General features: G+C 42.0%; 20 protein-coding genes. 4 read left to right on the top strand and 16 right to left on the bottom strand.

Going from position 1 to position 24,120, the window contains the following annotated elements; genetic code table 11:
• Positions 1-151 precede the first annotated feature (151 nt).
• Positions 152-772, top strand: a complete 621-nt coding sequence (locus tag HMPREF1481_RS02510) for a TVP38/TMEM64 family protein (protein ID WP_006148916.1) — start codon at positions 152-154, stop codon at positions 770-772.
• Positions 773-813: 41 nt separating this feature from the next.
• Here the strand turns inward: HMPREF1481_RS02510 and HMPREF1481_RS02505 are convergent, their stop codons facing one another.
• The 12 genes from HMPREF1481_RS02505 to HMPREF1481_RS02450 all read right to left on the bottom strand — a co-directional run bounded on the left by HMPREF1481_RS02505 (position 814) and on the right by HMPREF1481_RS02450 (position 14,284).
• Positions 814-1,968: an MFS transporter gene (locus HMPREF1481_RS02505; RefSeq protein WP_016465528.1), complete on the bottom strand. Its 1,155-nt coding sequence runs from the start codon at positions 1,966-1,968 to the stop codon at positions 814-816.
• Positions 1,969-2,147: 179 nt separating this feature from the next.
• A complete protein-coding gene (gene ftsX, locus HMPREF1481_RS02500) occupies positions 2,148-3,074 on the bottom strand; it encodes a permease-like cell division protein FtsX (protein WP_004251331.1) in 927 nt (308 codons plus the stop codon).
• Complete coding sequence (gene ftsE, locus HMPREF1481_RS02495) at positions 3,067-3,759, bottom strand: cell division ATP-binding protein FtsE (RefSeq protein ID WP_004251332.1); 693 nt, start codon at positions 3,757-3,759, stop codon at positions 3,067-3,069. Before ftsE ends, ftsX begins: the two co-directional genes overlap by 8 nt.
• Before the next feature lie 15 nt (positions 3,760-3,774).
• A protein-coding gene (prfB, locus tag HMPREF1481_RS02490; RefSeq protein ID WP_100249482.1) for a peptide chain release factor 2 occupies positions 3,775-4,870 on the bottom strand; the annotation gives its coding sequence in 2 pieces (ribosomal slippage) (positions 3,775-4,797 and positions 4,799-4,870; 1,095 coding nt in all).
• Between the two features lie 178 nt (positions 4,871-5,048).
• Entirely contained in the window at positions 5,049-6,308 is a 1,260-nt protein-coding gene (locus tag HMPREF1481_RS02485) for a TRZ/ATZ family protein (RefSeq protein WP_016465527.1), read from the bottom strand.
• A gap of 177 nt (positions 6,309-6,485) precedes the next feature.
• The gene (msrB, locus tag HMPREF1481_RS02480; RefSeq protein WP_016465526.1) at positions 6,486-7,424 is read right to left on the bottom strand and encodes a peptide-methionine (R)-S-oxide reductase MsrB; all 939 of its coding nucleotides are present in this window, start codon (positions 7,422-7,424) and stop codon (positions 6,486-6,488) included.
• A 124-nt stretch (positions 7,425-7,548) separates the two neighbouring features.
• Positions 7,549-8,418, bottom strand: coding sequence for a homoserine kinase (thrB, locus tag HMPREF1481_RS02475; RefSeq protein WP_016465525.1), 870 nt, complete (start codon positions 8,416-8,418; stop codon positions 7,549-7,551).
• Position 8,419: 1 nt separating this feature from the next.
• Complete coding sequence (locus HMPREF1481_RS02470; protein ID WP_016465524.1) at positions 8,420-9,706, bottom strand: homoserine dehydrogenase; 1,287 nt, start codon at positions 9,704-9,706, stop codon at positions 8,420-8,422.
• Positions 9,707-9,993: 287 nt separating this feature from the next.
• A complete protein-coding gene (gene yaaA, locus HMPREF1481_RS02465) occupies positions 9,994-10,716 on the bottom strand; it encodes a peroxide stress protein YaaA (RefSeq protein WP_016465523.1) in 723 nt (240 codons plus the stop codon).
• A gap of 79 nt (positions 10,717-10,795) precedes the next feature.
• Entirely contained in the window at positions 10,796-10,960 is a 165-nt protein-coding gene (locus HMPREF1481_RS10600; RefSeq protein WP_006155852.1) for a hypothetical protein, read from the bottom strand.
• 119 nt (positions 10,961-11,079) lie between these two features.
• Entirely contained in the window at positions 11,080-11,490 is a 411-nt protein-coding gene (locus HMPREF1481_RS02455; RefSeq protein ID WP_016465522.1) for a peptide deformylase, read from the bottom strand.
• 109 nt (positions 11,491-11,599) lie between these two features.
• Positions 11,600-14,284 carry a cation-translocating P-type ATPase gene (locus tag HMPREF1481_RS02450; protein ID WP_016465521.1) on the bottom strand — a complete coding sequence of 895 codons (2,685 nt, stop codon included), beginning with the start codon at positions 14,282-14,284 and terminating at the stop codon, positions 11,600-11,602.
• 270 nt (positions 14,285-14,554) lie between these two features.
• Between HMPREF1481_RS02450 and HMPREF1481_RS02445 the strand changes: the two genes are divergently transcribed.
• The gene (locus HMPREF1481_RS02445) at positions 14,555-15,745 is read left to right on the top strand and encodes a cation diffusion facilitator family transporter (RefSeq protein ID WP_016465520.1); all 1,191 of its coding nucleotides are present in this window, start codon (positions 14,555-14,557) and stop codon (positions 15,743-15,745) included.
• A 42-nt stretch (positions 15,746-15,787) separates the two neighbouring features.
• Here HMPREF1481_RS02445 and scrK read toward each other — a convergent pair whose 3' ends face one another.
• Together scrK and HMPREF1481_RS02435 are read right to left on the bottom strand one after the other, a co-directional pair.
• On the bottom strand, positions 15,788-16,675 hold the full coding sequence (gene scrK / locus HMPREF1481_RS02440) for a fructokinase ScrK (RefSeq protein WP_006153462.1): 888 nt from the start codon (positions 16,673-16,675) through the stop codon (positions 15,788-15,790).
• 140 nt (positions 16,676-16,815) lie between these two features.
• Positions 16,816-18,711: a sucrose-specific PTS transporter subunit IIBC gene (locus HMPREF1481_RS02435; protein WP_016465519.1), complete on the bottom strand. Its 1,896-nt coding sequence runs from the start codon at positions 18,709-18,711 to the stop codon at positions 16,816-16,818.
• Between the two features lie 363 nt (positions 18,712-19,074).
• On the opposite strand from HMPREF1481_RS02435, the gene HMPREF1481_RS02430 reads away from it, so the two are divergent.
• Together HMPREF1481_RS02430 and HMPREF1481_RS02425 are read left to right on the top strand one after the other, a co-directional pair.
• Complete coding sequence (locus HMPREF1481_RS02430; protein WP_016465518.1) at positions 19,075-20,529, top strand: sucrose-6-phosphate hydrolase; 1,455 nt, start codon at positions 19,075-19,077, stop codon at positions 20,527-20,529.
• Complete coding sequence (locus HMPREF1481_RS02425; RefSeq protein WP_016465517.1) at positions 20,510-21,475, top strand: LacI family DNA-binding transcriptional regulator; 966 nt, start codon at positions 20,510-20,512, stop codon at positions 21,473-21,475. Before HMPREF1481_RS02430 ends, HMPREF1481_RS02425 begins: the two co-directional genes overlap by 20 nt.
• A gap of 38 nt (positions 21,476-21,513) precedes the next feature.
• Here HMPREF1481_RS02425 and HMPREF1481_RS02420 read toward each other — a convergent pair whose 3' ends face one another.
• Entirely contained in the window at positions 21,514-22,788 is a 1,275-nt protein-coding gene (locus tag HMPREF1481_RS02420) for a hydroxymethylglutaryl-CoA reductase, degradative (protein ID WP_016465516.1), read from the bottom strand.
• Positions 22,788-23,960, bottom strand: coding sequence for a hydroxymethylglutaryl-CoA synthase (locus tag HMPREF1481_RS02415; protein WP_016465515.1), 1,173 nt, complete (start codon positions 23,958-23,960; stop codon positions 22,788-22,790). The genes HMPREF1481_RS02420 and HMPREF1481_RS02415 overlap by 1 nt, the downstream gene beginning before the upstream one ends.
• Between the last annotated feature and the right edge of the window lie 160 nt (positions 23,961-24,120).

Below are 24,120 nucleotides of genomic sequence, written 5' to 3'. Positions count from 1 at the left end.
CTCTCCAATTTATCGAATTCTTAATTATCTATTATTATATCATATTCCTAGAAGAAAACGCCTTCTAGATCCTACTTCCTTCCCAAAAACCATATAGTCTTTCTCCCTAAAATATGGTATAGTAGAATCATACTACACAAGAGGAGTTTACATGTCACACGAGAAAGAAATGAAAGCTGTTTCTCCCCTTCTACAGCAAGCCATTCATATTTCCTCCATCGTCGGTGGAGTTGCTACTGTAATATTCTGTATCTGGGCCTATCAGGCGGGTATCTTGCACTCCAAGGAAACCCTATCAGCCTTTATCCAACAGGCGGGTATATGGGGGCCACCACTCTTTATCTTTTTACAGATTTTGCAGACAGTTGTTCCTATCATTCCAGGTGCTCTCACCTCCGTTGCAGGCGTCTTTATCTATGGTCACATCATCGGGACCATTTACAACTATATCGGTATTGTCATTGGTTGTGCCATTATCTTTTACTTGGTTCGACTCTACGGAGCACCCTTTGTCCAGTCCATGGTCAGCAAGCGCACCTATGACAAGTATATCGGTTGGTTAGATGAGGGCAATCGCTTTGACCGATTCTTTATCTTTATGATGATTTGGCCAGTTAGTCCAGCTGATTTTCTCTGCATGTTGGCTGCTTTGACCAAGATGAGCTTCAAGCGGTATATGACCATTATCATCCTGACCAAGCCCTTTACCCTGGTCGTTTACACCTATGGCTTGACCTACATCATCGATTACTTTTGGCAGATGTTTGGCTAATACACAAAAAACTCAAGGATTCATCCTTGAGTTTTTCTTTGTTAGGCTTCTTTTTTCAATAATAAGGAAACTAGTACGGATGTAGCAATCATCCACGTTCCTAGTATGATAAAGGTCATTCGACCATTCGTAGTCACCAAGCCAATCCCTGATAGCACAAAAGGTGTTAAAGATGCACCAGAAGAGCAGCCCAAAACCGCATAGGAAGTTGCTTTGTTGAGGAGGTTTGCTGGGATTCTCTCAGATATCAACTGAAAGACTGTCGTCAAAGCAATACTGTAGGCAAATCCTCCAAGAATCGAACCTGCAACGACCACCCAGAGTGATGGTGCTAAGGCAATGATGATTTGCCCGATCCCAAAAGTTACACCAGCGACCAATAGAAGTCTTTCTTTGAAGGTCGAGATCAGGAAAGAAAAGCTGATTCCAGCTAGAATCCCAATCAACTGCATGGCACTAAGTACCAAACTGGACAACTGAGCATCTCCAAACCCTGCCTCAATCATGAGACTAGGGATGCGGAAGGTAATGGCCGTATTGGTACATACAATCACTGCGGCTGCAATAGCAAGGAAGAAAATGAGCTTTTTCATAGAAGCAGTCAATCTTACTGCTTCTTCTGTCTGATGCTTGGACTCATGAACTTCTTCCTTGTTGTAAGGGACAAATAGAAGAAAGAGCACCAAGACTACCAAGCCTGCGGCATAGGCTAAGAATGTTGCGGTCCAGCCAAATGCTAACAATTGCCCGACTGCTAAAGTTAAAATAGATGCTCCTACTACCTCAGCCGATCCACGAAAACCAAGCATCTGGATACGAGTTTTGCCGTGGTAACGTTCACTGATGATCGAAATAGCCTTGGCATTGAGCATCCCAACTCCAAGCCCAAATAGCAAACGGGTTGCAAAGACAAAGTAATAACCTTGATACCAGAAAGGTGCAGTTCCACTGATGGATAAAATCAAGAGTCCCAAGGTCAACTGGAGACGTTCAGGAAAAATACGCTCTAGAACTCCGTTTAATAAAAGCATGGCCATAATCCCAAAGGATGGGAGGCTGACCAAGAGTTCGACCTGACCGGTCGAATAGCCCTGATAATAGTCAAACATAGCAGGCAGGGCGCTCGAAATAGAAAACGATGTGATCAATACTAACGATAGGGAGAGTATGCTCACTTTTTCCAAAAATTGTTTCATCTTTTCCTCATTCATTGTTCATTTTTCATATTAGTAAAAAGGTCCTTTCCTATCATACACTCTTTAGCCAAAATTGGCAAGCGACTGAGCACCAAGACCAAAAGAAAAAGCGGGGCATCAAGAGCTGTGAAGTCTTGATGACATCCCACTTTTTTATGTGTTTTATCCAGTTATGTGACTTAGATTTTCAAGAATCGACGCATTGAGATTCCTGAACCAAGTGAACCGATACAGATTCCGATGAGGAACAAGAGACCAATCATCAATGGAATAAAGGTATTCGGTGTAATCAAAGATAGGTTTTGACCAACCAAGGATGGGTTGACAGATTGGAACACTCGGTTATAGATAAAGTAAACCAATGCTGATGGAAGAGCTGCTCCCAACAATCCGATAAAGGCACCTTCTAGCAAGAATGGGCCACGGATATAACCGTTTTTTGCACCAACCAAACGCATGATTTGGATTTCACGGCTACGTGAAATGATAGTAATACGGATGGTATTTGAAATCAAGAAGACTGCGATGAAGATCAAGAGTCCTGCGATGACCAATCCCCATACACGGATGAAGGAAGCCAACTTGAAGAGACGTTCGGTATTGGCACCACCGTCTTGAACTTCAGAGACACCTTCGATTTTCTTAGCTTCTTCAGCTACAGGTTTTACATCACTTGGTGAATTGGTATCTACGATGTAGGCATCATGAAGAGGGTTTGCATCTCCTTCAAATACCTTCCACTCATCACCCATAGTTTCAGTCAGCTTTTGGTACTGCTCTTCTTTACTTGAGAAAGTTACATTTTTTACAGCTGGCAGAGCTTTAAGGGCGTTATAGACCTTGTGGTAGTCATTGTTCGTGACTGTTTGGCCTTCTTTTACAATGGTTTCACTGTTGTCTTCAACGTCTTTACGAACATAAACCATGACGCGGACGTTGTTTTCAATATCAGTTGCTAATTTCGCAGTATTGAAGATAACTGAAGCAAAGATAGCAACCAAGGTCAAGGTAATCATTACTGAACTGACAGCAGCAATGGTCATCCATCCATTACGCTTTAAACTTTTTAAAGCTTCGAACAGATGGCGGAAAAATCTACTAATCATCGTATCCGTACTCTCCTTTCGCTTCATCACGTACCACGCGACCATTCTCGATGGCAATAACGCGGTGGCGCAAGGTATTTACGATTTGGCTGTTGTGGGTCGCCATCAAAACAGTTGTTCCTTGAAGATTGATACGTTCCAAGAGGTTCATGATTTCCCATGAGTTATCTGGGTCCAAGTTTCCTGTTGGTTCGTCGGCAATCAAAACCTTAGGATTGTTTACGATAGCACGCGCAATGGCGATACGTTGTTGCTCACCACCTGAAAGTTCATTCGGGAATGAACGAACCTTGTGCTTCAAACCGACAAGGTCCAAGACTTCCATAACACGTTTTTTGATGTTGCGACGACTTTCACCAACAACCTCCATGGCGTAAGCAATGTTCTCATAAACGGTTTTCTTTGGCAAAAGTTTGTAATCCTGAAAGACTACTCCAACGTTTCTACGCAAGAACGGAATATCTTTCTTTTTAATCTTAACGAGGTTATAACCTGCAACTTGCAAGCTTCCTTTGTCGATTTTGACCTCACGATACAAGGCACGGATAAAGGTTGATTTACCAGCACCTGAAGGTCCTACGATGTAGGCAAATTCTCCTGCATCGATATTTACAGTGATGCCACGTAGGGCTGTTGTCCCGTTGTCATATTTTTTGACAACATCTCTCATTTCAATGATTGACATGTGACTTCCTTTCTTTTAACTGATACGCCATTTCAGATAAGCATCGATGAAACCATCTAGGTCTCCATCCATTACCTTATCTACTTGCGCTACTTCAAAGTTGGTACGATGGTCTTTTACCATTGTATAAGGCGTAAATACATAGGAGCGGATTTGGCTTCCCCATGTAATTTCCTTTTTCTCACCCTTGAGCGAGTCTACCTCAGCAGCTTTCTTTTCCTGCTCCATCTGGTAGAGTTTTGCCTGAAGCATCTTCATAGCACGGTCACGGTTTCCGTACTGAGTACGGTCGACGGTTGATGCTACGACGATCCCTGTCGGAATGTGAGTCAAGCGCACACCTGTTGAAACCTTGTTGACGTTTTGTCCACCTGCTCCACCTGAACGGAAGGTATCCATCTTGATATCATCCTCACGGATGTCAACTTCGATGGTATCATCCAACTCTGGCATCACTTCTACAGAAGTAAATGAGGTGTGGCGACGTTTAGCAGAGTCAAATGGTGAGATACGGACCAAACGGTGAACTCCCATCTCTGACTTGAGAAGACCATAAGCATTTGGTCCTTCAAAAGACAAGGTTACTGACTTGATTCCTGCCTCATCACCTGCTTGGTAGTCCAAGACCTCGACCTTGAAGCCTTTGGCATTTCCATAGCGAGTATACATACGAAGGAGCATATCGCCCCAGTCTTGAGCCTCTGTTCCCCCAGAACCTGGATGGATTTCAAGGATGGCGTTGTTGTGATCGTAGGGTTCTGACAAGAGAAGGGTCATTTCGTAGCTAGTCATCATCTGATCTAACTCATCGAGTTTTTCAACCAACTCATCCTTAACGGATTCATCCTCTGCCAAAAAGTCCAGTAAAATCTCAACTTCATCCTGCAACTCATCCATCTTGTGGAAGGTATTGTAGGTATTTTTGAGTTCGTTTAATTCTTGCGACGTTTTTTGGGCCGCAATATTATCGTTCCAAAAATCAGGTTCTGTCATTTTGTTTTCCAAAATGGCAATCTCTTCCTCTAAACCTTCGAGGTCAAAGAGACCCCCTGAAAGAAGCTAATTTTTCACGATTTGCGTCAATTTTTTGACGAATTTCTGAAATGTCCATAGATACTCCTTTTTTTGCATCTTATTATTATACCACAATTTTTTTTTTTTATCTAATCGGTGTTTTTCTAATTTAGTATCAATATATTTTGCAAGACATCTACTGACCTTATTTCTAGCAAAAATCTAAAAACCTCACAAGAAATTTCCTATGAGATTTCGTAAATTTATACTACTTTTTACAAGTTAACAGTCAGCACTTGGCCGTCTTTCACGACTTGCTCACCAGCGATATAGACATCATTAACATCACTGGATTTGACGGCATAAACGAGGTGAGACAGCATGTTTTCTTGAGGTTGGAGATGGATTTTGCCTTGGGGTTGGATGACGAGGAAATCAGCTTGCTTGCCGACTTCCAAACTACCAATCTCATCTGCCATTCCTAACACCTTAGCACCCTCGATTGTCAAGGCCTTGAGGGCAGTTTCGATTGGAAATTGGCTGGCATCGCCATTCTTCATTTTCTGTAAGAGTGCTGCCGTCCGCCCTTCCTCAAACATATCCAGGTTATTGTTAGAAGCAACTGAATCTGTCGCAATACCAACTGCTACTCCTGCCTGTTGAAGTTGGACGACTGGTGCAATCCCTGAGGCTAATTTGAGGTTGCTGATAGGATTGTGGGCGATAGCCACTTGCGAATCTGCCAGGCGGGTAATTTCTGCTTCATTTAACTCAACACCATGGGCAAAGATAGCTTTATGGTCTAAATAGCCAAGTTCATCTAGAAAGGCTAATGGGCGTTTACCATAACGTTTCAGGATAATGCCTGACTCTTCCTGGGTTTCTGCTACGTGGATATGAAGTGGAATGTTTTCTTCTTTTGCTAGCTCAAGACTTGCCTCCAGCAAATCTCGACTACAACTGTAGGGCGAATGAGGGGCCACCATCACCTTGAAATCTGGGTCTTGATAGCCTTTGATTGTCTCGATAATAGCTCGAGTTCTGGCTATAGTTTCAGCCGTCGACTCCACATCTGAAGAAAAGAGGGTTGGAGAAAAATAGCAACGCATCTTGGAAACCTTGACCGCCTCATAAATCTCCGCTATATCCACTCCATTAGGATTGTACATATCATTGAAAGTTGTCGTTCCTGACTGGAGCATCTCTGTTAGCGCCTCTTTGACGGCTTTTGTAGTCATCTCTGGTGTGAATTCTGCTTCTGCTGGCCAGATATAGTCCTCTAGCCATTCGTGGAGATTGCTATCATCACGAATGCCTCTCAAGCCTGTCATGGCAGAATGAGTATGGCAGTTAACCAAGCCAGGAATAATCCAGGCACCCTGATAGTCTATGATTTGATCTGCTTGTTTAAGAATCTCTTGATTTTCCTGACCGACATAGACGATTTGGGATTCTTTGACAGCCAAAATCCCATCTAGATATACATGGAAATCTTGGTCACAAGTCACGATATTTACATACTGAAAGACTTTCATCCCTAGGCTCCTTTTCTATATAAGTATTCATACTGGATAATTTTTCTAGCTATTGTAACAAAAAAGTCACCCGAAGGCAACTTTTCTTGTTGTTTATGGGGTTTAAAGTAAGAAAGTAAGTATTTCATGTGTCCCGTCTATTTCCAAAATGAAGAAGGTGGAAAAACCACCATCTTTTTACTTATTCAAATATGGAAGCAAGTAGCCATAACCAGCCTCTTCCATTTCATCCTTAGCGATGAATCGTAAGGATGCAGAATTGATACAATAGCGTAAACCACCTAGTTCCTGAGGCCCGTCTGTAAAGACATGTCCCAAGTGTGCATTTCCTGAACGTGAACGAACTTCGATACGCTCCATACCGTGACTCAAGTCCTGGTAATAATGAATAAGTTCCTTGGAAATAGGACGGATAAAACTTGGCCAACCACAGCCTGAGGCAAACTTATCCTTGGCAAAGAAGAGAGGCTCACCAGTCGTGATATCGACATAAATTCCTTCCTCAAAAGTTTGGTCATAAGCATTGCTAAAAGGAGCTTCCGTCGCAGCCTCTTGCGTGACTCTATAGGATTCCTCAGATAGTTTTTCTTTTAGCACTGCCTGACTCGGTTTTTCATAGTTGGCGGCATCTATCAGTGGTTTCTCAGCATCCCTCACATCAATGTGGCAATAGCCACCAGGATTTTTTTTGAGATAGTCTTGGTGATAGTCTTCAGCCAGGATATAATGACGAAGCTTCTCCACTTCTACTGCTATTTTACGACCGATGAGGAGTTCTTGTTCGCGAACTACTGTATTGATCGTTGGTAGATCAGCTTCTTCTAGGTAATAAATCCCTGTGCGGTATTGACGACCACGGTCATTCCCTTGTTGGTTGACAGAAAGGGGATCGATAACTCGGAAATAATAGAGTAAAACCTCACGGAGCGAGACCACCTTTTCGTCATAGACGACTTGCACTGTCTCTGCGTGATCTGTTTCTTTGATCAGTTGATAATTGGTGGTTTCTACCTGACCATTGGCATAACCAACACTTGTTTGCAATACTCCAGAAATACGGGAAAAGTATTCTTCCAAGCCCCAAAAACAACCGCCTGCTAAATATATTTCTGCCATTTCAAATCCTCCTTGACCTTCCAGCGGTCGACAAAACTGGGAATCATTTCATATCCCATGTTTCATTTTCAAAAAAAGGACAGGAAGCCCTCTAATAGAGAGTTTCCCCATCCCATTGTTCTGTTTATTTTGTTTCGACGCGAACGCCTTGTGTATCTACTTGCAAATCATGAAGCTTGCCTTTGAAAGGTTGATTTTCAAGCTCTGCCTTAATCTTAGGCATCTTGTCAGGATCAGCCAAGACCATAACAGTCGGACCAGCACCAGACAAGTAGGTTGCATAAGCACCATTTCTCTTAGCAACTTTCTTGATCGTCGCAAATTCTCTCACCAGTTCTTGACGGTAACGCTCATGAAAGAGGTCACTCTCAATCGCCTGGCCTGCTTTGACCATATCTCCAGTCAGTAGGGCTGCAATAGCCACATTAGCGATAGAACTTGCCGCAACAGCTTCCTTGTAAGAGAGTTTCTTAGGCAAGACACCACGACTATCGCGAGTTCGCAATTCATAGTTCGGAATGTAGGCTAGGAAGGCACACTCTGGAAAAGGCGCCACTACTGCTGAAACCTGACCTTCGACTGAGCTTGCAATGACCAGATTACCATAGATAGCAGGTGCAACATTATCAGGATGCCCTTCAATCTTAGTCGCCAATTGTAATTTTTCATGTTTGCTTAGCTTCAAGTTTCCGAGTTGATTTGCCAGTTCAATCCCAGCAACGATGACCGAGCTCGATGAACCTAGTCCACGCGCAAGCGGAATATCACTGACCATCTTCAGACGTCTAGGTTGGAGGTCTGGAACAATTTGTAGAGCAATCTTCAGCAAAAGATTACGTTCATCACGTGGAATCCATTTGCCTAATTGGTGCTCAATCATCCATTCTTCACGTTCCTCACAAACCTGAATTTCTAGATACTTAGTTACAGCTACACCAACCGAGTCAAAACCAGGACCCACATTGGCACTTGTAGCAGGTACAATAATCTTCATCTTAGTCTCCTAAAACCTTGAAGGTGTTGAGAAGTTCAAATTCAGCTACACCCTTCAAGGCTGCTGTAATATTTTCAAGTTGCGCCTTGTTGATTTTATGAGTGATGATGACAACACGAGCCTTTCCTTCTTGCTTACCATCTTGAAGGATTTGCTTGAAGGAAATATCTTCTGCGTTAAAGAGCTCTGCCAATTTCAAGACTTGCCCTTTTGAGTCTGGAGCCAAGATTGAGAAATAGTAGTTAGCTTTGACATCTTCTGGCTTAGCCAAGACTACTGGACGGCTGTATTCATTAAAGGCTTTTCCAATTGTTCCATCATTCAGGCGACGAACGATGCGGGCAATATCAGCCACAACACTTGTTGCAGTTGGCTTTTGACCTGCACCTGGTCCATAGTACATAGACTCGCCGATACCGATAGATTCCACAAAGACAGCATTCATAACACCATTAACACTTGCAAGCGGGTGAGTTTTAGGAAGGAAGGTTGGCGTAACCTCAGCAGCAATTCCTGAAGCTGTTTCTTCGATAGAACCAACTAATTTCACAACATAACCAAGTTCTTGAGCTACTGCCACATCTTCTGGAGTGATGTTGCGAATTCCTTGGTGACCCACATCTTCAAACTTAACATTCATTCCAAAGGCGAACTGACTGAGGATGACCATCTTGTAAGCCGCATCAATTCCATCAACGTCATTGGTAGGGTCGCTTTCAGCAAAGCCAAGTCGTTGGGCTTCTGCCAAAGCATCTTCATAAGACCAACCTTCTGTTACCATTTTGGTCATCATGAAGTTAGATGTTCCGTTCACAACACCAAGAACACGTGTGATTTTATCTGATGCTAGTGAGTTGACCAAGGTACGAAGGATTGGGATTCCTCCTGCAACAGCTGCTTCGTAGTAGAGAGCAACATTGTGAGCTTTGGCAATCTCAAGTAATTCTGCACCATGGACTGCCAAAAGATCCTTGTTAGCAGTTACGACGTGTTTACCTGCTTCTAAAGCACGAGTGATAAAGGTTTTAGCAGGTTCGATACGCCCCATCAACTCAACAACAATCGTGATGTCTTTGTCTGACAAAATTTCATCGATATTTGTTACAAAATCAAAATCATTTCCTGCTTCAAGCAAGCGGGCTTTCTCTTGATCGTCTTTGACCAAAACTTTAGCTACTTCAATTTCTGACTGGGCTGCTTGAACAATTTTTTCTCTATTTTCCTTTAGCAAGAATGGCACACCACTGGCTACTGTACCAAATCCAAGTAAAGCAATCTTAACTGACATGTTTGTCTCCTCGAAATTTTCTAATAGTCCTATTATACCAAAATTGTGAGAAAATTCCTACCATTCTAAACTAAAAATAGGAGCACCAAATCACAAAAAAAGGGCTGGGACAAAAGTCCTAGCCTCTCATTTGTCTATGGATTGTCGAGCAAGACGCAGTGGTTGAGTGGGCTCCACTACGCTGATTTCATCAGCTTTTACAGCCCTACTCAACTGTGTGGAGGTGGGACGACGAAATCAAATTCTAACGAATTACCGATTTCTGTCCCACTCTCTCTATTTTCAATCTATTTCACAAAAGCCAATTCCTTGTCACTAGACAAGTCTTCTCGATAATTGAAACCCGCAAAGTTGAGCTTTTTAATCTCTTCAACCGAAGTTACCTGACCTTCCATCAAGGCTGTCAAAAAGGCTCCTCGGGCTTTTTTAGAAATGGTTGAGTGGATTTTTAGTTTTCCATCTCTTTCTTCCATAAACTTGAAGGTCACCATTTTCTCACGGATTTTTTTAGGAAAGACAGTTTCAAACTCTGAAGACAAGAGAGAAAAGATTAGTTCTTCACCCTTCATTGACTCCTCATAGGCCACCTGCCAGTGATTTTTTAGGCTTTTCCCAGCAACTTTAAGCTTCATCAAAAAGTCCAGTCTGTGAGGCGCAATCGGTTCAAAGGCTGGAATCACACCATAGAGAGCTGACGTTATCATGAGGTGTTTCTCCAGAAAGGTTTGCTCCTCCTTGGTGAGATCGTTTCGTTTGATGTTGCGATACATGAGTCCATCAAAGAGGTGCAAGGCTGGATAGTTTGTCGCAGTTTCATTTTTCAAGGCCTGGATATGGTCATACTCCTCTTGCGCTTTTCCGGCAGATATTTTGTAAAAACTCTCCAGCTCTTGGGCAGAGTATGTCGCCAATTCATCCAGCACTGCCTGACTTTCAGGACACAAGGGTTTAGCCTCTAAACTAGGGATTTCGGTGTTCATTTCTTTTGCGGTTGGGATTAGAATTTTCATAGTGTTAGTGTAGCATATTTTTTTAGGACTACCAAGGATTTGAGCCTAAAAACCTCGGTGAATACCGAGGCTTCTTTCCTTATTTTGGCAATCCTAACCAGATTGCAAAGAGAACTAGTGCTGTCCCAAGGCAGCTTGCCAAGATAGATGACAGATTAAACTTTTTCTCCTTTAGATGAGAAAATCCTATCTTCAAAGCGAAAAGACCAAGCAACATCGAACCAATCATCAGATAAAACCCCATTTGACTGTCCTCCATTTATTATTCTTTCATTTATTATCACAAATTTCAAACAAGAGTGCAAGAAAAACGAGGTTGTTTCCTTAAGCTTAAAGGATGTACCCTGATCTGGGATACAAGGCCTATATGATAATCCCTTCCAAATGATCCAATTCGTGTTGACAAATCTGAGCCGGAAAACCTGTCAGGGTAATGGTCTGCTCTTGCCAATGGATATCTCTGTAGCTCACTGTAATTTTCTCATACCTAGTTGTCGGTCTTACACCCGTCAAAGACAAACAACCTTCCTCTGTCTCGTATGATCCTTCAAAAGATTGGAGAACTGGATTAAACATAACCATGGGAATCATTCCGATATTAAAAATAATGACGCGTTTTTGTACCCCAATCATATTGGCCGCTAGTCCAACACAGGTTTCTCGGTTAGCCTGTAGGGTATCCTGCAAATCCTTTACTAGGGGTAAATCTTCCTGACTAGCAGGCTGGGATACCTGCGACAAAAACAAGATATCTTTGACAATTTTCTTTTCCAACTACTCTTTCCTCCATCTTTCTCTCTACTTGATTATATCACAAAATCTTTGTCAGTTTATCTTATATAAAACCAAAAAAAGCCATCCGAAGATGACTTTTCATAATTGTTTAAATAGCGTTTTTATCTTTTCCAAGCGCTCGTTGGACTGCTTTAACAATCTCAACAAGGACCACGATCATAAGTGCTCCTACGGCAACAACCATCCATTGAGTCAAACTCAAGTGTGACACGTGGAAGAGATTATTAAATCCAGGAACTAAAATCGTCACCACAAAGAGGACAAAGGCAACTGGGATAGACCAGTTAAAGGTCTTGTTGGTAAAGAGTCCCACTTTAAAGATTGATTGGTAAACCGACTTAACGTTAAAGGCATGGAGCAATTGGATCAAACCGAGAGTTGCAAAAGCCATGGTAAGGGCATCCGCATGGATTTCAGTATGACTTTGGTGCTCTGGGAAGAGAAGAGCCCAACCATAAACACCCAGAACCAGCATGGTTTGGAAGATCCCTTGATAAATGATTGCTCCGAAGACACCACCATCAAAGAAGTTAGACTTACGACCACGAGGTTTGTGGGTCATGACACCTGGTTCAGCAGGTTCCACACCAAGGGCGATGGCTGGTAGCGTATCTGTTACCAGGTTAATCCAGAGAAGATGCACTGGTTGAAGCACATCCCAACCTAACAATGTTGCAAAGAAGATGATGAAAACTTCAGCCATATTAGCAGACAAGAGGTATTGGATGGATTTTTGGATATTTGAGAAGACCTTACGTCCTTCTTCTACCGCTACGATAATGGTTGCAAAGTTATCATCAGCAAGGACCATATCAGAAGCTCCTTTAGAGACTTCTGTACCAGTAATCCCCATACCGATACCGATGTCAGCTGTCTTAAGTGAAGGCGCATCGTTAACTCCATCACCTGTCATGGCAACAACTTTACCTTCATTTTGCCATGCTTTCACGATCCGAACCTTGTGCTCAGGTGATACACGTGCGTATACAGAGTATTGCTTGAAGACTTTTTGGAATTCTTCATCAGTGAGTTCATTCAATTCAGCACCAGTGAAGACATGGTCTTCTGTATCATTTGGATCGATGATACCGAGACGTTTAGCAATAGCTTCAGCCGTATCTTGGTGGTCACCAGTGATCATAATCGGACGGATACCTGCTTCTTTAGCGACACGTACAGCTTCTGCAGCTTCTGGACGTTCAGGGTCAATCATGCCGACCAAACCAGAGAAAATAAGGTCAGATTCAACAATTTCAGATTCCAAGGGTGGAATTTCGTTGCTTGTCTTATAAGCCATCATCAAGACACGAAGGGCTTGTTTAGCCAAGTCTTTGTTGGTGGCAAGGATGGCATTTTTATCTTCTTCTGTGATTGGGCGAACTTCCCCATTGACTTCAATACGAGTCACACGCTTGAGCAATTGATCAGGCGCACCCTTAACAGCGATAAAGTATGAACCGTCAGTTTCCTTATGGATGGTAGACATGAGCTTACGGTCAGAGTCAAATGGCAACTCAGCCACACGTGGCTCATCCTTCAAGACTTCACGAACATCAAAGTTGTGGTCCAAACCAAACTGTACAAGAGCAGTTTCAGTAGGGTCACCGATCAATTTGCCAGATGGGTCTACCTTGGTATCGTTGGCAAAGTTCATGACACGAAGGGTATTGTTGCTAGCCGCAATTTCAGATGCCGAGCTTTGCAATTGACCGTTGGTATAAACCTTTTCAACAGTCATTTGGTTCATAGTCAAAGTACCTGTTTTATCAGATGCGATGATTTCTGTTGAACCGAGAGTCTCAACCGCTGGCAATTTACGGACGATTGAATTCCGTTTTGCAAGGGTTGTAGTTCCCAAAGATAGAACGATGGTTACAATAGCAGGAAGCCCTTCTGGAATAGCTGCAACCGCAAGGGCAACCGCCACCATCAAGCCTTCTAATGGATGTTCGCCACGAACAAAGACACCAACCAAGAAGGTAATCACTGCAATCACAATGATTAAGTAAGTCAAGGCCTTAGATAATTGTTCCAAGCTTTGCTTCAACGGTGTTTCTGTTTCGTCTGCGTTGGCCAACATGTCCGCAATCTTACCAACTTCTGTGTACATACCAGTGTTGGTCACGACACCAATCCCACGACCGTATGTTACGTTTGAGTTTTGGTAACCCATGTTAACACGATCCCCGATACCAGCATCTGCTTCAACAAGTCCTGTCACATCTTTTTCAACTGGGACAGACTCCCCTGTAAGAGCTGCTTCTTCTATTTTAAGAGAAGCCGCTTCAAACAAACGCATATCTGCAGGCACGACATCTCCCGCTTCAAGCAAGACGATATCTCCAGGTACTAATTCTTTCGAGTCAATCTCAATAACATGACCATCACGACGAACACGAGCCATCGGGCTAGACATATTTTTCAGAGCTTCAATGGCTGCTTCTGCTTGCCCTTCTTGGTAAACCCCAAAGGCAGCATTCAAGACTACAACAGCCAAGATGATAATGGCATCCGTTAGACCGTCCATTCCTTCTGTAATCACAGAAAGTGCCGCTGCCGCAAGCAAGATGATAATCATCAAATCCTTAAATTGATCAAGGAATTTAGCTAGTAGGCTACGTTTCTCTCCCTCTTCCAACTCATTACGACCATAAGTCGCTAGTCGTTCTTGAGCTTGAGCAGTTGACAAACCCTCGATAGATGAGTCTAAGTTCTTTAGGACTTCTTCTGAGGTTTGTGTGTAAAACAAGTCTTTATTTTGTTCTTTTGACAAAACAGTCTCCTCCTTTTTGGCCTCTTTTTACAAAAAAAGAGACCTGTTTTTTAAAAAAACAAGTCTCGCTGTTTAATATAGTGCCGGAAATAATTCGTAATGACGACACTATCGCGGTTAACCGCCAGCTACTCCCTTGAGTAGTTCTATTATATCAAAATTTCAAAAGTTTTCAAGTTTTGAAGTGTATTTAACTTACTTCCCACATTTGAATTTTCCATGGAAAACCAGTATAATGAAAACAGACTATAATGCTAGAAGGGGAGTTAGATGAATCAATCGGTTTCAAACTTAAAATTGGCTGAGCGTGGTGCCATTATCAGTATTTTGACCTATCTATTCTTGTCTGCAGCTAAGCTAGCGACCGGACACCTCCTCCATTCATCCAGTTTGGTGGCAGATGGTTTTAACAACGTTTCAGATATCGTCGGAAATGTGGCCCTTCTCATTGGGATTCGTTTAGCTCGCCAACCGGCAGATAGAGACCATCGTTTCGGCCACTGGAAAATAGAGGATTTGGCAAGTCTCATCACTTCCATCATCATGTTTTACGTTGGATTTGATGTTCTACGGGACACCATTCAAAAGATACTCAGCCGAGAGCAAACGATCATCGACCCACTTGGGGCGACTCTAGGACTCATCTCTGCTATCATCATGTTTTCCGTTTATCTCTACAATACCCATCTGAGTAAGCAAGCTAAATCAAAGGCTCTCAAGGCAGCAGCTAAGGACAATTTGGCAGATGCCGTGACATCTCTTGGAACATCTATTGCTATCCTGGCAAGTAGCTTCAACTATCCAATCGTGGATAAGTTGGTCGCGATTATCATCACCTTCTTTATCCTTAAAACTGCTTATGACATTTTTATCGAGTCATCCTTCAGCCTTTCTGATGGTTTTGATGAACACTTGCTCGAAGATTATCAAAAGGCTATCATGGAAATTCCTAAGATTAGCAAGGTCAAATCACAACGTGGTCGTACTTACGGAAGCAATATTTATCTAGACATTACTCTGGAAATGAACCCAGATCTCTCTGTTTTTGAAAGTCACGAAATTGCGGACCAGGTTGAATCCATGTTATCAGATCGCTTTGGTGTCTTTGATACAGACATTCATATCGAACCAGCACCAATCCCTGAGGATGAAATTCTAGATAATGTCTATAAAAAATTGCTCATGAGAGAGCAACTAATCGACCAAGGAAATCAACTGGAAGAGTTACTTGCGGAAGACTTCATTTATATCCGCCAGGACGGACAAGAACTGGACAAGGATGCCTATAAGGCAGAGAAAGAACTGACCTCTGCCATTAAAGAGCTTCATTTAACCTCTATCAGCCAGAAAACAAAGCTCATCCGTTACCAAGTTGGTGATACCATTCATACTAGCATCTGGCGTCGCCACGAGACTTGGCAAAATATTTTCCACCAGGAAACAAAAATAGATAAAGACTAAAACAGAACTCCCAACTTTCTCAGTTGGGAGTTTTTTATATTCTTATTTTGCAACGCTCTTAGCAAGAACGAAGTTTCCTAGTGTAGCTGAACCATTGCCAGCAACAGCTGGAGTCACGATATAGTCACGTACATCTGGAACTGGTAGGTAGCCATTTAGTAGGGAGGTGAATTTCTCACGTACACGGTCAAGCATATGTTGTTGAGCCATAACCCCACCACCAAAGACGATGACATCTGGACGGAAAGTTACAGTCGCATTCACTGCAGCTTGAGCAATGTAGTAGGCTTGAACATCCCAGACAGAGTTATTGAGTTCAATGTTTTCCCCACGAACACCTGTACGAGCTTCCAAACTTGGACCAGCTGCATAACCTTCCAAACATCCATTATGGAAAGGACAAACACCTTTAAATTCTTTTTCAATATCCATTGGGTGTCTAGCCACATAATAATGACCCATCTCAGGGTGACCAACACCGCCAATAAACTCGCCACGTTGGATAACACCTGCACCGATACCTGTACCGATTGTGTAATAAACCAAGTTTTCGATACGACCGCCGGCATTATTACGAGCAACCACTTCACCGTAGGCAGAACTGTTTACGTCTGTGGTGAAATACATAGGCACGTTTAGAGCGCGGCGAAGAGCACCGAGCAAGTCTACATTTGCCCAGTTAGGCTTTGGAGTTGTTGTGATAAATCCGTAAGTTTTTGAGTTTTTATCGATATCGATTGGACCAAATGAACCAATGGCAAGTCCGGCAAGATTATCAAATTTTGAGAAGAACTCGATGGTTTTATCGATTGTTTCAATAGGTGTTGTTGTAGGAAATTGTACCTTTTCTACAACGTTATAGTTTTCATCTCCGACAGCACAGACAAATTTTGTACCGCCTGCTTCCAAGCTTCCATATAATTTTGTCATGATAAACCTCTAGTTTTTATTTTCTCTATTATAGCATATTTCCAGAAGGAAAGTTGCTCAATATTTTAGTTTTTCCTCTGTAAATTTTACCATTCAATCAAAAACGAACAAACATAACATTTGTTCGTTTTTTTGATTTATTAAGGTTTAACTTCGATGATTGCATCACCCTTAGCAACTGATCCAGAAGCAACTGGATTTACTGAAGCAAAGTCCGCAGTGTTTGTTACGATAACCATAGTAGTGTTATCAAGACCTGCAGCAGCAATCTTAGCTGAGTCAAATGTTCCAAGAACATCTCCAGCTTTAACCTTGTCACCTTGAGCAACTTTATGGTTGAATCCTTCACCGTTCATTGAAACAGTGTCGATACCAACGTGGATCAAAATTTCAGCTCCGTTAGCTGTTCTTAGGCCATAAGCATGTCCTGTTGGGAAGACAATTGTCACTTCAGCATCAGCTGGTGCGTAAACGACATCTTCACTAGGTTTTACAGCGATACCTTGTCCCATAGCTCCACTTGAGAAGACTGGATCATTCACATTTGAAAGAGCAACGACATCACCAACGATTGGTGTTTGAATAACACCTTCGCTCGGTGCAACAACAGCACCAGTTACTGCTTCTTCAGTCAAACGGTCAGTTTCAGCTTCAGTAATAGCACCTGCAGCTTCTTCTACTTCATCTTCATAACCAAACATGTAAGTAAGAGCAAAACCAAGTACAAATGATACAGCTACCATAAGAAGGTATTGTAGAAGTTGTCCGTTACCAATGTAAAGCATTGTACCAGGGATGATTGTGATACCATTACCAGTACCAGCAAGTCCAAGGATAGATGCCAATCCACCACCGATTGCACCAGCAATCAATGAAAGGAAAAATGGTTTACGGAAACGCAAGTTAACCCCGAAGATAGCAGGCTCAGTAATACCTAGGAAGGCAGAAAGAGCAGCTGGGAAAGCAAGTGTTTTAAGTTTAGGATTTTTAGTTTTCACACCAACGGCTACTGTCGCAGCACCTTGAGCAGTCATGGCAGCTGTGATGATAGCGTTGAATGGGTTAGCATGGTCAGCAGCAAGCAATTGAACTTCAAGCAAGTTGAAGATGTGGTGAACACCTGATACGACGATTAATTGGTGAACTCCACCAATCAAGAAACCACCAAGTCCGAATGGCAAGTTAAGAATTGCTTTAGTTCCAATGAGGATGTAGTTTTCAACAACGTGGAAGACTGGTCCGATAACAAACAATCCAAGAATTGACATTACAAGGAGTGTTACGAACGGTGTTACCAAGAGGTCAAGTACATCTGGAACAACCTTGCGAACTGCTTTTTCAAACTTAGCTCCGACAACCCCGATAATGAAGGCTGGAAGAACTGAACCTTGCAAACCTACAACTGGGATAAATCCGAAGAACTGCATTGCAGTTACTTCACCACCAGACGCAACAGCCCAGGCATTTGGAAGCGAACCAGAAACGAGCATCATACCAAGAACGATACCAACGGCTGGGTTACCACCGAATACACGGAAAGTTGACCAAACAACCAAACCTGGCAAGATAATAAATGCAGTGTCAGTCAAGATCTGAGTATAAGTTGTCACATCTTCTGGAAGTGTCATTCCAAGAGCAGTCAAGAGACCACGAACACCCATGAAGAGACCAGTTGCTACGATAACTGGAATGATTGGAACGAAGACGTCACCGAAAGTACGGATGGCACGTTGGAACCAATTTCCTTGTTTAGCAGCTTCTGCTTTCATTTCAGCTTTTGTTGAAGTTGGCAAACCAAGAGCTACGACTTCATCGTACATCTTGTTTACTGTACCAGTACCAAAGATGATTTGGTATTGACCTGAGTTAAAGAAAGCACCTTGAACTTTTTCCAAGCTCTCGATAGCATCTTTGTTAATTTTCGCTTCATCTTTAACCATAACGCGAAGACGAGTCGCACAGTGAGCTACACTATTAACGTTCTCACGTCCACCTAAGGCTTCGATGACTTTTTTTGCAATTTCTGTATTGGTCATTTGCAAAAATCTCCTTATAAAAATTTTTGTTCTTGTTTGAAAGCGATTTATTCGCCCTACGCATATAATTCTATCATGTTTTTAAAATATGTCAAGCGTTTTGCAGAAAAAATTTTAGCATTTTGAATTTTTTGATTGTTTTTGATGTTTTTGAAATAAAACAAGCAATATTTTACCTATTATTGTGAGGTTTTTAAAGATTTTTTTGCAAATTCTTTCATTTTTTCATTTATTTTCATAAAATCCTTCAATCTGTTTCTGTCAATCGTTTGATATTTTTTTCTTAATTTTATGATAAAAGACTTGCTTTTTTAAAAGGAAACGTTTACTATAAAGATAGTAGAATTTATGGAGGGAATATAAATGGAATGGACTACTGAACGTCGTTACAGACGTTATGAAGATTGGACTCAAGAAGAAAGAAAAGAAATCCAAGAAAAGATGGCACAATCCCCATGGCATGTCAGCTATCATATAGAACCAAAGGAAGGACTCCTTAACGACCCAAACGGTTTTTCTTACTTTGATGGCAAGTGGGTTGTCTTTTACCAAAACTTCCCCTTTGGTGCAGCTCATGGTTTAAAATCTTGGGTTCAGCTTGAAAGTGACGATTTGGTTCACTATACTGAAACTGGTGTTAAAATCTTACCTGATACTCCACTTGATAGCCACGGCGCTTACTCAGGATCTGCTATGCAGTTTGGCGATCAACTGTTCTTATTTTATACAGGAAATGTTCGTGACGAAAACTGGGTACGTCACCCTTATCAAATCGGTGCCTTAATGGATAAGGATGGAAAAATCGAAAAGATTGATAAAATCTTAATTGATCAACCAGCTGATGCTACTGACCACTTCCGTGATCCACAAATTTTTAACTTTAAAGGACAATACTATGCTATCGTCGGCGGTCAGGACTTGGAGAAAAAAGGATTTGTCCGTCTCTACAAAGCAGTCGATAACGATTATACAAACTGGCAAGAAGTTGGTGATTTGGACTTCAACAATGACCGTACTGCCTATATGATGGAGTGCCCAAATCTTGTCTTTGTCGGAGAACAACCTGTCCTTCTCTACTGTCCACAAGGTTTGGATAAAAAAGTTCTTGACTATGACAATATCTATCCAAATATGTATAAAATTGGTGCTTCCTTCGACCCTGAAAATGCTCGTTTGGTAGATGTGTCTGAACTACACAATCTAGACTATGGTTTCGAAGCCTATGCCACTCAGGCCTTCAATGCTCCTGATGGACGTGCCTTAGCAGTAAGTTGGCTTGGTTTACCAGATGTTTCTTATCCATCTGATCGCTTTGATCACCAAGGAACTTTCTCATTGGTCAAAGAATTAACTATTAAAGATGGAAAACTCTATCAGTATCCTGTAGCAGCCATCAAGGACCTCCGTGCTTCAAAAGAGGAATTTTCAAATCGTTCTGAAACTAAGAACACCTACGAACTTGAACTAAACTTAGAGGCTAATAGCCAAAGTGAAATCATCCTTCTTGCTGATAAAGACGGCAAGGGGCTCTCTATCAATTTCGATCTTGTCAATGGCCAAGTAACCGTTGACCGCAGTCAAGCAGGTGAGCAATATGCTCAAGAATTTGGAACTAGTCGCTCATGTCCAATTGATAACCAAGCCGCTACTGTAAATATCTTCATCGATAATTCAGTCTTTGAAATTTTCATTAATAAAGGAGAAAAAGTATTTTCTGGTCGTGTCTTCCCACATGAGAACCAAAATGGAATCGTGATTAAATCTGGAAACCCAACTGGAACATACTACGAATTAGAATATGGTCGCAAAACTAACTGATGTCGCAAAACTAGCTGGCGTCAGCCCTACTACTGTTTCACGTGTCATCAACAAAAAGGGGTATCTGTCAGAAAAAACCATTCAAAAGGTTAATGATGCCATGCGTGAGCTGGGCTATAAACCCAACAACCTAGCTCGAAGCCTTCAAGGAAAATCAGCCAAGTTAATCGGTTTGATTTTCCCTAAAATCAGCCATGTTTTCTATGCTGAATTGATTGATAAATTGGAACACGAACTCTTCAAAAAAGGTTACAAGACCATCATCTGTAATAGTGAACACGATTCGGAAAAAGAACGCGAATACATCGAAATGTTAGAAGCTAACCAGGTGGACGGTATCATTTCGGGAAGTCACAACCTTGGGATTGAGGATTACAATCGCGTGACGGCTCCAATCATTTCATTTGACCGTAACCTATCACCAGATATTCCTGTTGTTTCTTCTGACAACTATGCTGGTGGTGTCCTAGCCGCTCAGACATTGGCTAAAACTGGAGCCCAATCTATCATCATGATTACAGGTAATGATAACTCCAACTCACCAACTGGACTTCGTCATGCAGGCTTTGCTTCTATCTTACCCAAGGCTCCTATTATCAATGTTTCCAGTGACTTTTCGCCCCTTCGTAAGGAAATGGAAATTAAAAATATCTTGACCAAACAAAAACCAGATGCGATTTTCGCATCGGATGATTTGACAGCCATCTTGGTGATGAAGATCGCTCAGGAACTTGGTATTTCTGTGCCTGACCAACTCAAGGTTATTGGCTACGATGGAACTTATTTTATCGAGAATTTCTATCCTCACCTTACTACCATTAAACAACCCTTGGAAGAAATCGCTCGCCTGACAGTCGATTTACTACTTCAAAAAATCGAGGGCAAAGAAGTTGCCACGACTGGTTATTTCTTACCAGTTAGTCTCTTACCAGGTAAAAGTATTTAAGCACAAAAAAACTCAGACTAGTTTCGTCTGAGTTTTTCTTATGATCTTAAGTTTTTCAGAAGAGTTTGGGCTTTTTCTAAATTAAAGGTTTTTTCAGCAATCAAGCTTTCTACCAACTTAGGCACTTCTACCTCTGTAGCTCCTGCAAGGAGGGCTAGAGACTTCGCTTGAAGTTTCATGTGTCCATGCTGAATCCCTGTACTGACCAAAGCCTTAAGGGCTGCAAAGTTTTGGGCGAGACCAATTGAAACGATAATTTGAGCCAATTCTTTGGCAGATGGGTGACCTAGCAACTCATGGCTGAGGACGACTCGAGGATTGAGACCAATTGATCCACCCTTGGTAGCAACTGGCATCGGCATAGTCAGCTCTCCTATTAGCTCTTCTGTTCCCAAATCCATCGTCCAACGACTGAGACCTCGATAGGAACCATCATGACTGGCATAGGCATGCGCTCCCGATTCAATGGCACGCCAGTCATTTCCAGTCGCAATCAAGAGGGCATCGATCCCATTAAAAATTCCTTTATTGTGAGTAGCTGCTCGATAAGGATCTGCTTGAGCAAACTGGCTGGCTAAAACCATTTTTTCTGCTAGTTCACGCGCTTCATCCTTTTGGCGACTCAAATAACGAAAGGCAATCCGACAAGTTGCAGTTACTAGAGAATCTGTGGCATAGTTGGATAAGATTCCCATTAAACTTTGCCCTTGACTTAGAGCCTCTAAGCTTGGTTTTAAAGCCTCAAGCATGGTATTGAGCATATTAGCTCCCATGGCTTCCTGAGTATCCACATGAAGATAAACCACTAAAAAGTCAGCCTCACCAGAAATTTTCTCAACTGTTAGCTCTCTGGCTCCACCACCACGTTTGACAATAGATGGATAGGCTTGGTTTGCTTGCTCGAGTAGCTCTGCCTTCTGACTCAAAATAGCCTGACATGCTTTATCCCTATCTGGAACCTGATAAAGAGCTACTTGACCAATCATTTGGCGTTGATGAACCTGAGCAGTAAAGCCACCCGCACGTTTGATAATCTTACTAGCAAAACTAGCCGCAGCAACGACAGATGGCTCTTCGGTCACATAAGGAACGGTGTACTCTTGACCATTTACCAGTACTTCTGGCACTACTGAGTAGGGTAGTGAGAAAGTCCCCACTACATTTTCACTCAGTTGGTCCGCAACTGCTATACTAAGATTTTCATTTTGCTCAAGACTTTCTTGGGCTTCCATAGAAGTAAGCGCCTGAGACTTAACGAACTCAAGGCGCTCTTGAATTGATTTTTTAGCAAATCCATTCCAATTTTTTTTCATTATTTTTCAACCTTGCTGTAGCGACGTTGGTGTTCTACAATCTCAACCAGAGCATAGTCTTGTCCTTCATAACCTGACATGGTTGCAGAACCTGTCTCATCCAAGTTTGTTTCCTCAAAAAAGATTCGTTCATAGTCCGCAACAGTCAAAGCTTGACGTTGATCTATCAGCTCTAGACGATTTTTCTGTAACTGTTTCTCGTATCCTTCAACCAGTTCCACACTGAAGAACTCAGAAACAGCACCACTTCCGTAGCTGTAGAGAGCAATCTTGTCTCCTGCCTTGAGACTATCAGAGTTTTCAAGAAGAGACAAAAGCCCTAAAAAGAGTGAACCCGTATAGATATTCCCAACCTTTTGGCTATAAACAATTGATTCATCAAAGTGTTTTTGGAATAAATCCTTTTTCTCTTGAGATAGAGATTTATCGAGAATTTTTTTCAATCCCTTAAGAGCTAGTTTCGGATATGGCAAGTGGAAACAAATAGCTTCAAAGTCTTTCAAGCTACAGTCATAACGCTTTTGATACTCTGACCAAGTTGTTTTTAAACTATCAAGATACTGCTGCGTTGAGTAGACTCCATTGACAAATGGTGTCGTTGAATAATTTGGACGCCAAAAGTCCATAATATCACGAGTTTGCGCAACGTTGTCATTGTTGAAAATCATAACACGCGGATCTTGACTAATCAACATGGCAACACAACCTGCTCCTTGAGTTGGTTCCCCAGGAGTTTCGACACCATATTTTGCAATATCACTAGCAAGTACCAAGACTTTTGATTTAGGAGAATTTTCTACGTGTAACTTAGCATAGTGAAGGGCCGCAGTTGCACCATAGCAAGCTTCTTTGATTTCAAAACTACGAGCAAAAGGTTGAATTCCAAGTAGACCGTGTACAAAAACCGCAGCCGCCTTACTTTGATCGACTCCAGATTCTGTCGCTACGATAACCATATCAATCTCTTGTTTCTCTTCTTCAGTCAGGATAGAATTTCCTGCACTGGCAGCCAAGGTAACAATATCCTCTGTTAAAGGAGCAATACTCAATTCTTTTAAAAGGAGTCCTTTACTCAATTTTTCAGGATCAGTCCCTCGAGCTTCTGCTAAATCTTGTAATTTCAAAACGTATTGACTGGTCGCAAAACCAATCTTATCAATACCGATTGTCATATTTACCTCTATTTTTATCATTCATTGTAAAAATTCGTTCACCTCTATTTTATCATAATTGAGGTCAAATGAGCGAAAAAAGACTTGATTCCCCAAATCAAGTTCATTTCTATCGTCATACTCATGTTCTTTCAGCCACTCTACCCACGAAAAAATCGAG

This window comes from Streptococcus sp. HPH0090 (assembly GCF_000411475.1).
Taxonomy (GTDB): Bacteria; Bacillota; Bacilli; order Lactobacillales; family Streptococcaceae; genus Streptococcus.
The sequence above is the reverse complement of the archived record's forward strand: the minus strand, read 5'-3'. Positions and strand labels throughout refer to the sequence as shown.

Excerpts from the sequence above, each read along its gene's own strand:
- HMPREF1481_RS02510 (WP_006148916.1), top strand. The coding sequence starts at position 152 with ATGTCACACGAGAAAGAAATGAAAGCTGTTTCTCCCCTTCTACAGCAA.
- HMPREF1481_RS02505 (WP_016465528.1), bottom strand. The coding sequence starts at position 1,968 with ATGAAACAATTTTTGGAAAAAGTGAGCATACTCTCCCTATCGTTAGTA.
- ftsX (WP_004251331.1), bottom strand. The coding sequence starts at position 3,074 with ATGATTAGTAGATTTTTCCGCCATCTGTTCGAAGCTTTAAAAAGTTTA.
- ftsE (WP_004251332.1), bottom strand. The coding sequence starts at position 3,759 with ATGTCAATCATTGAAATGAGAGATGTTGTCAAAAAATATGACAACGGG.
- HMPREF1481_RS02485 (WP_016465527.1), bottom strand. The coding sequence starts at position 6,308 with ATGAAAGTCTTTCAGTATGTAAATATCGTGACTTGTGACCAAGATTTC.
- msrB (WP_016465526.1), bottom strand. The coding sequence starts at position 7,424 with ATGGCAGAAATATATTTAGCAGGCGGTTGTTTTTGGGGCTTGGAAGAA.
- thrB (WP_016465525.1), bottom strand. The coding sequence starts at position 8,418 with ATGAAGATTATTGTACCTGCTACAAGTGCCAATGTGGGTCCTGGTTTT.
- HMPREF1481_RS02470 (WP_016465524.1), bottom strand. The coding sequence starts at position 9,706 with ATGTCAGTTAAGATTGCTTTACTTGGATTTGGTACAGTAGCCAGTGGT.
- yaaA (WP_016465523.1), bottom strand. The coding sequence starts at position 10,716 with ATGAAAATTCTAATCCCAACCGCAAAAGAAATGAACACCGAAATCCCT.
- HMPREF1481_RS10600 (WP_006155852.1), bottom strand. The coding sequence starts at position 10,960 with ATGGGGTTTTATCTGATGATTGGTTCGATGTTGCTTGGTCTTTTCGCT.
- HMPREF1481_RS02445 (WP_016465520.1), top strand. The coding sequence starts at position 14,555 with ATGAATCAATCGGTTTCAAACTTAAAATTGGCTGAGCGTGGTGCCATT.
- scrK (WP_006153462.1), bottom strand. The coding sequence starts at position 16,675 with ATGACAAAATTATATGGAAGCTTGGAAGCAGGCGGTACAAAATTTGTC.
- HMPREF1481_RS02435 (WP_016465519.1), bottom strand. The coding sequence starts at position 18,711 with ATGACCAATACAGAAATTGCAAAAAAAGTCATCGAAGCCTTAGGTGGA.
- HMPREF1481_RS02430 (WP_016465518.1), top strand. The coding sequence starts at position 19,075 with ATGGAATGGACTACTGAACGTCGTTACAGACGTTATGAAGATTGGACT.
- HMPREF1481_RS02425 (WP_016465517.1), top strand. The coding sequence starts at position 20,510 with ATGGTCGCAAAACTAACTGATGTCGCAAAACTAGCTGGCGTCAGCCCT.
- HMPREF1481_RS02420 (WP_016465516.1), bottom strand. The coding sequence starts at position 22,788 with ATGAAAAAAAATTGGAATGGATTTGCTAAAAAATCAATTCAAGAGCGC.
- HMPREF1481_RS02415 (WP_016465515.1), bottom strand. The coding sequence starts at position 23,960 with ATGACAATCGGTATTGATAAGATTGGTTTTGCGACCAGTCAATACGTT.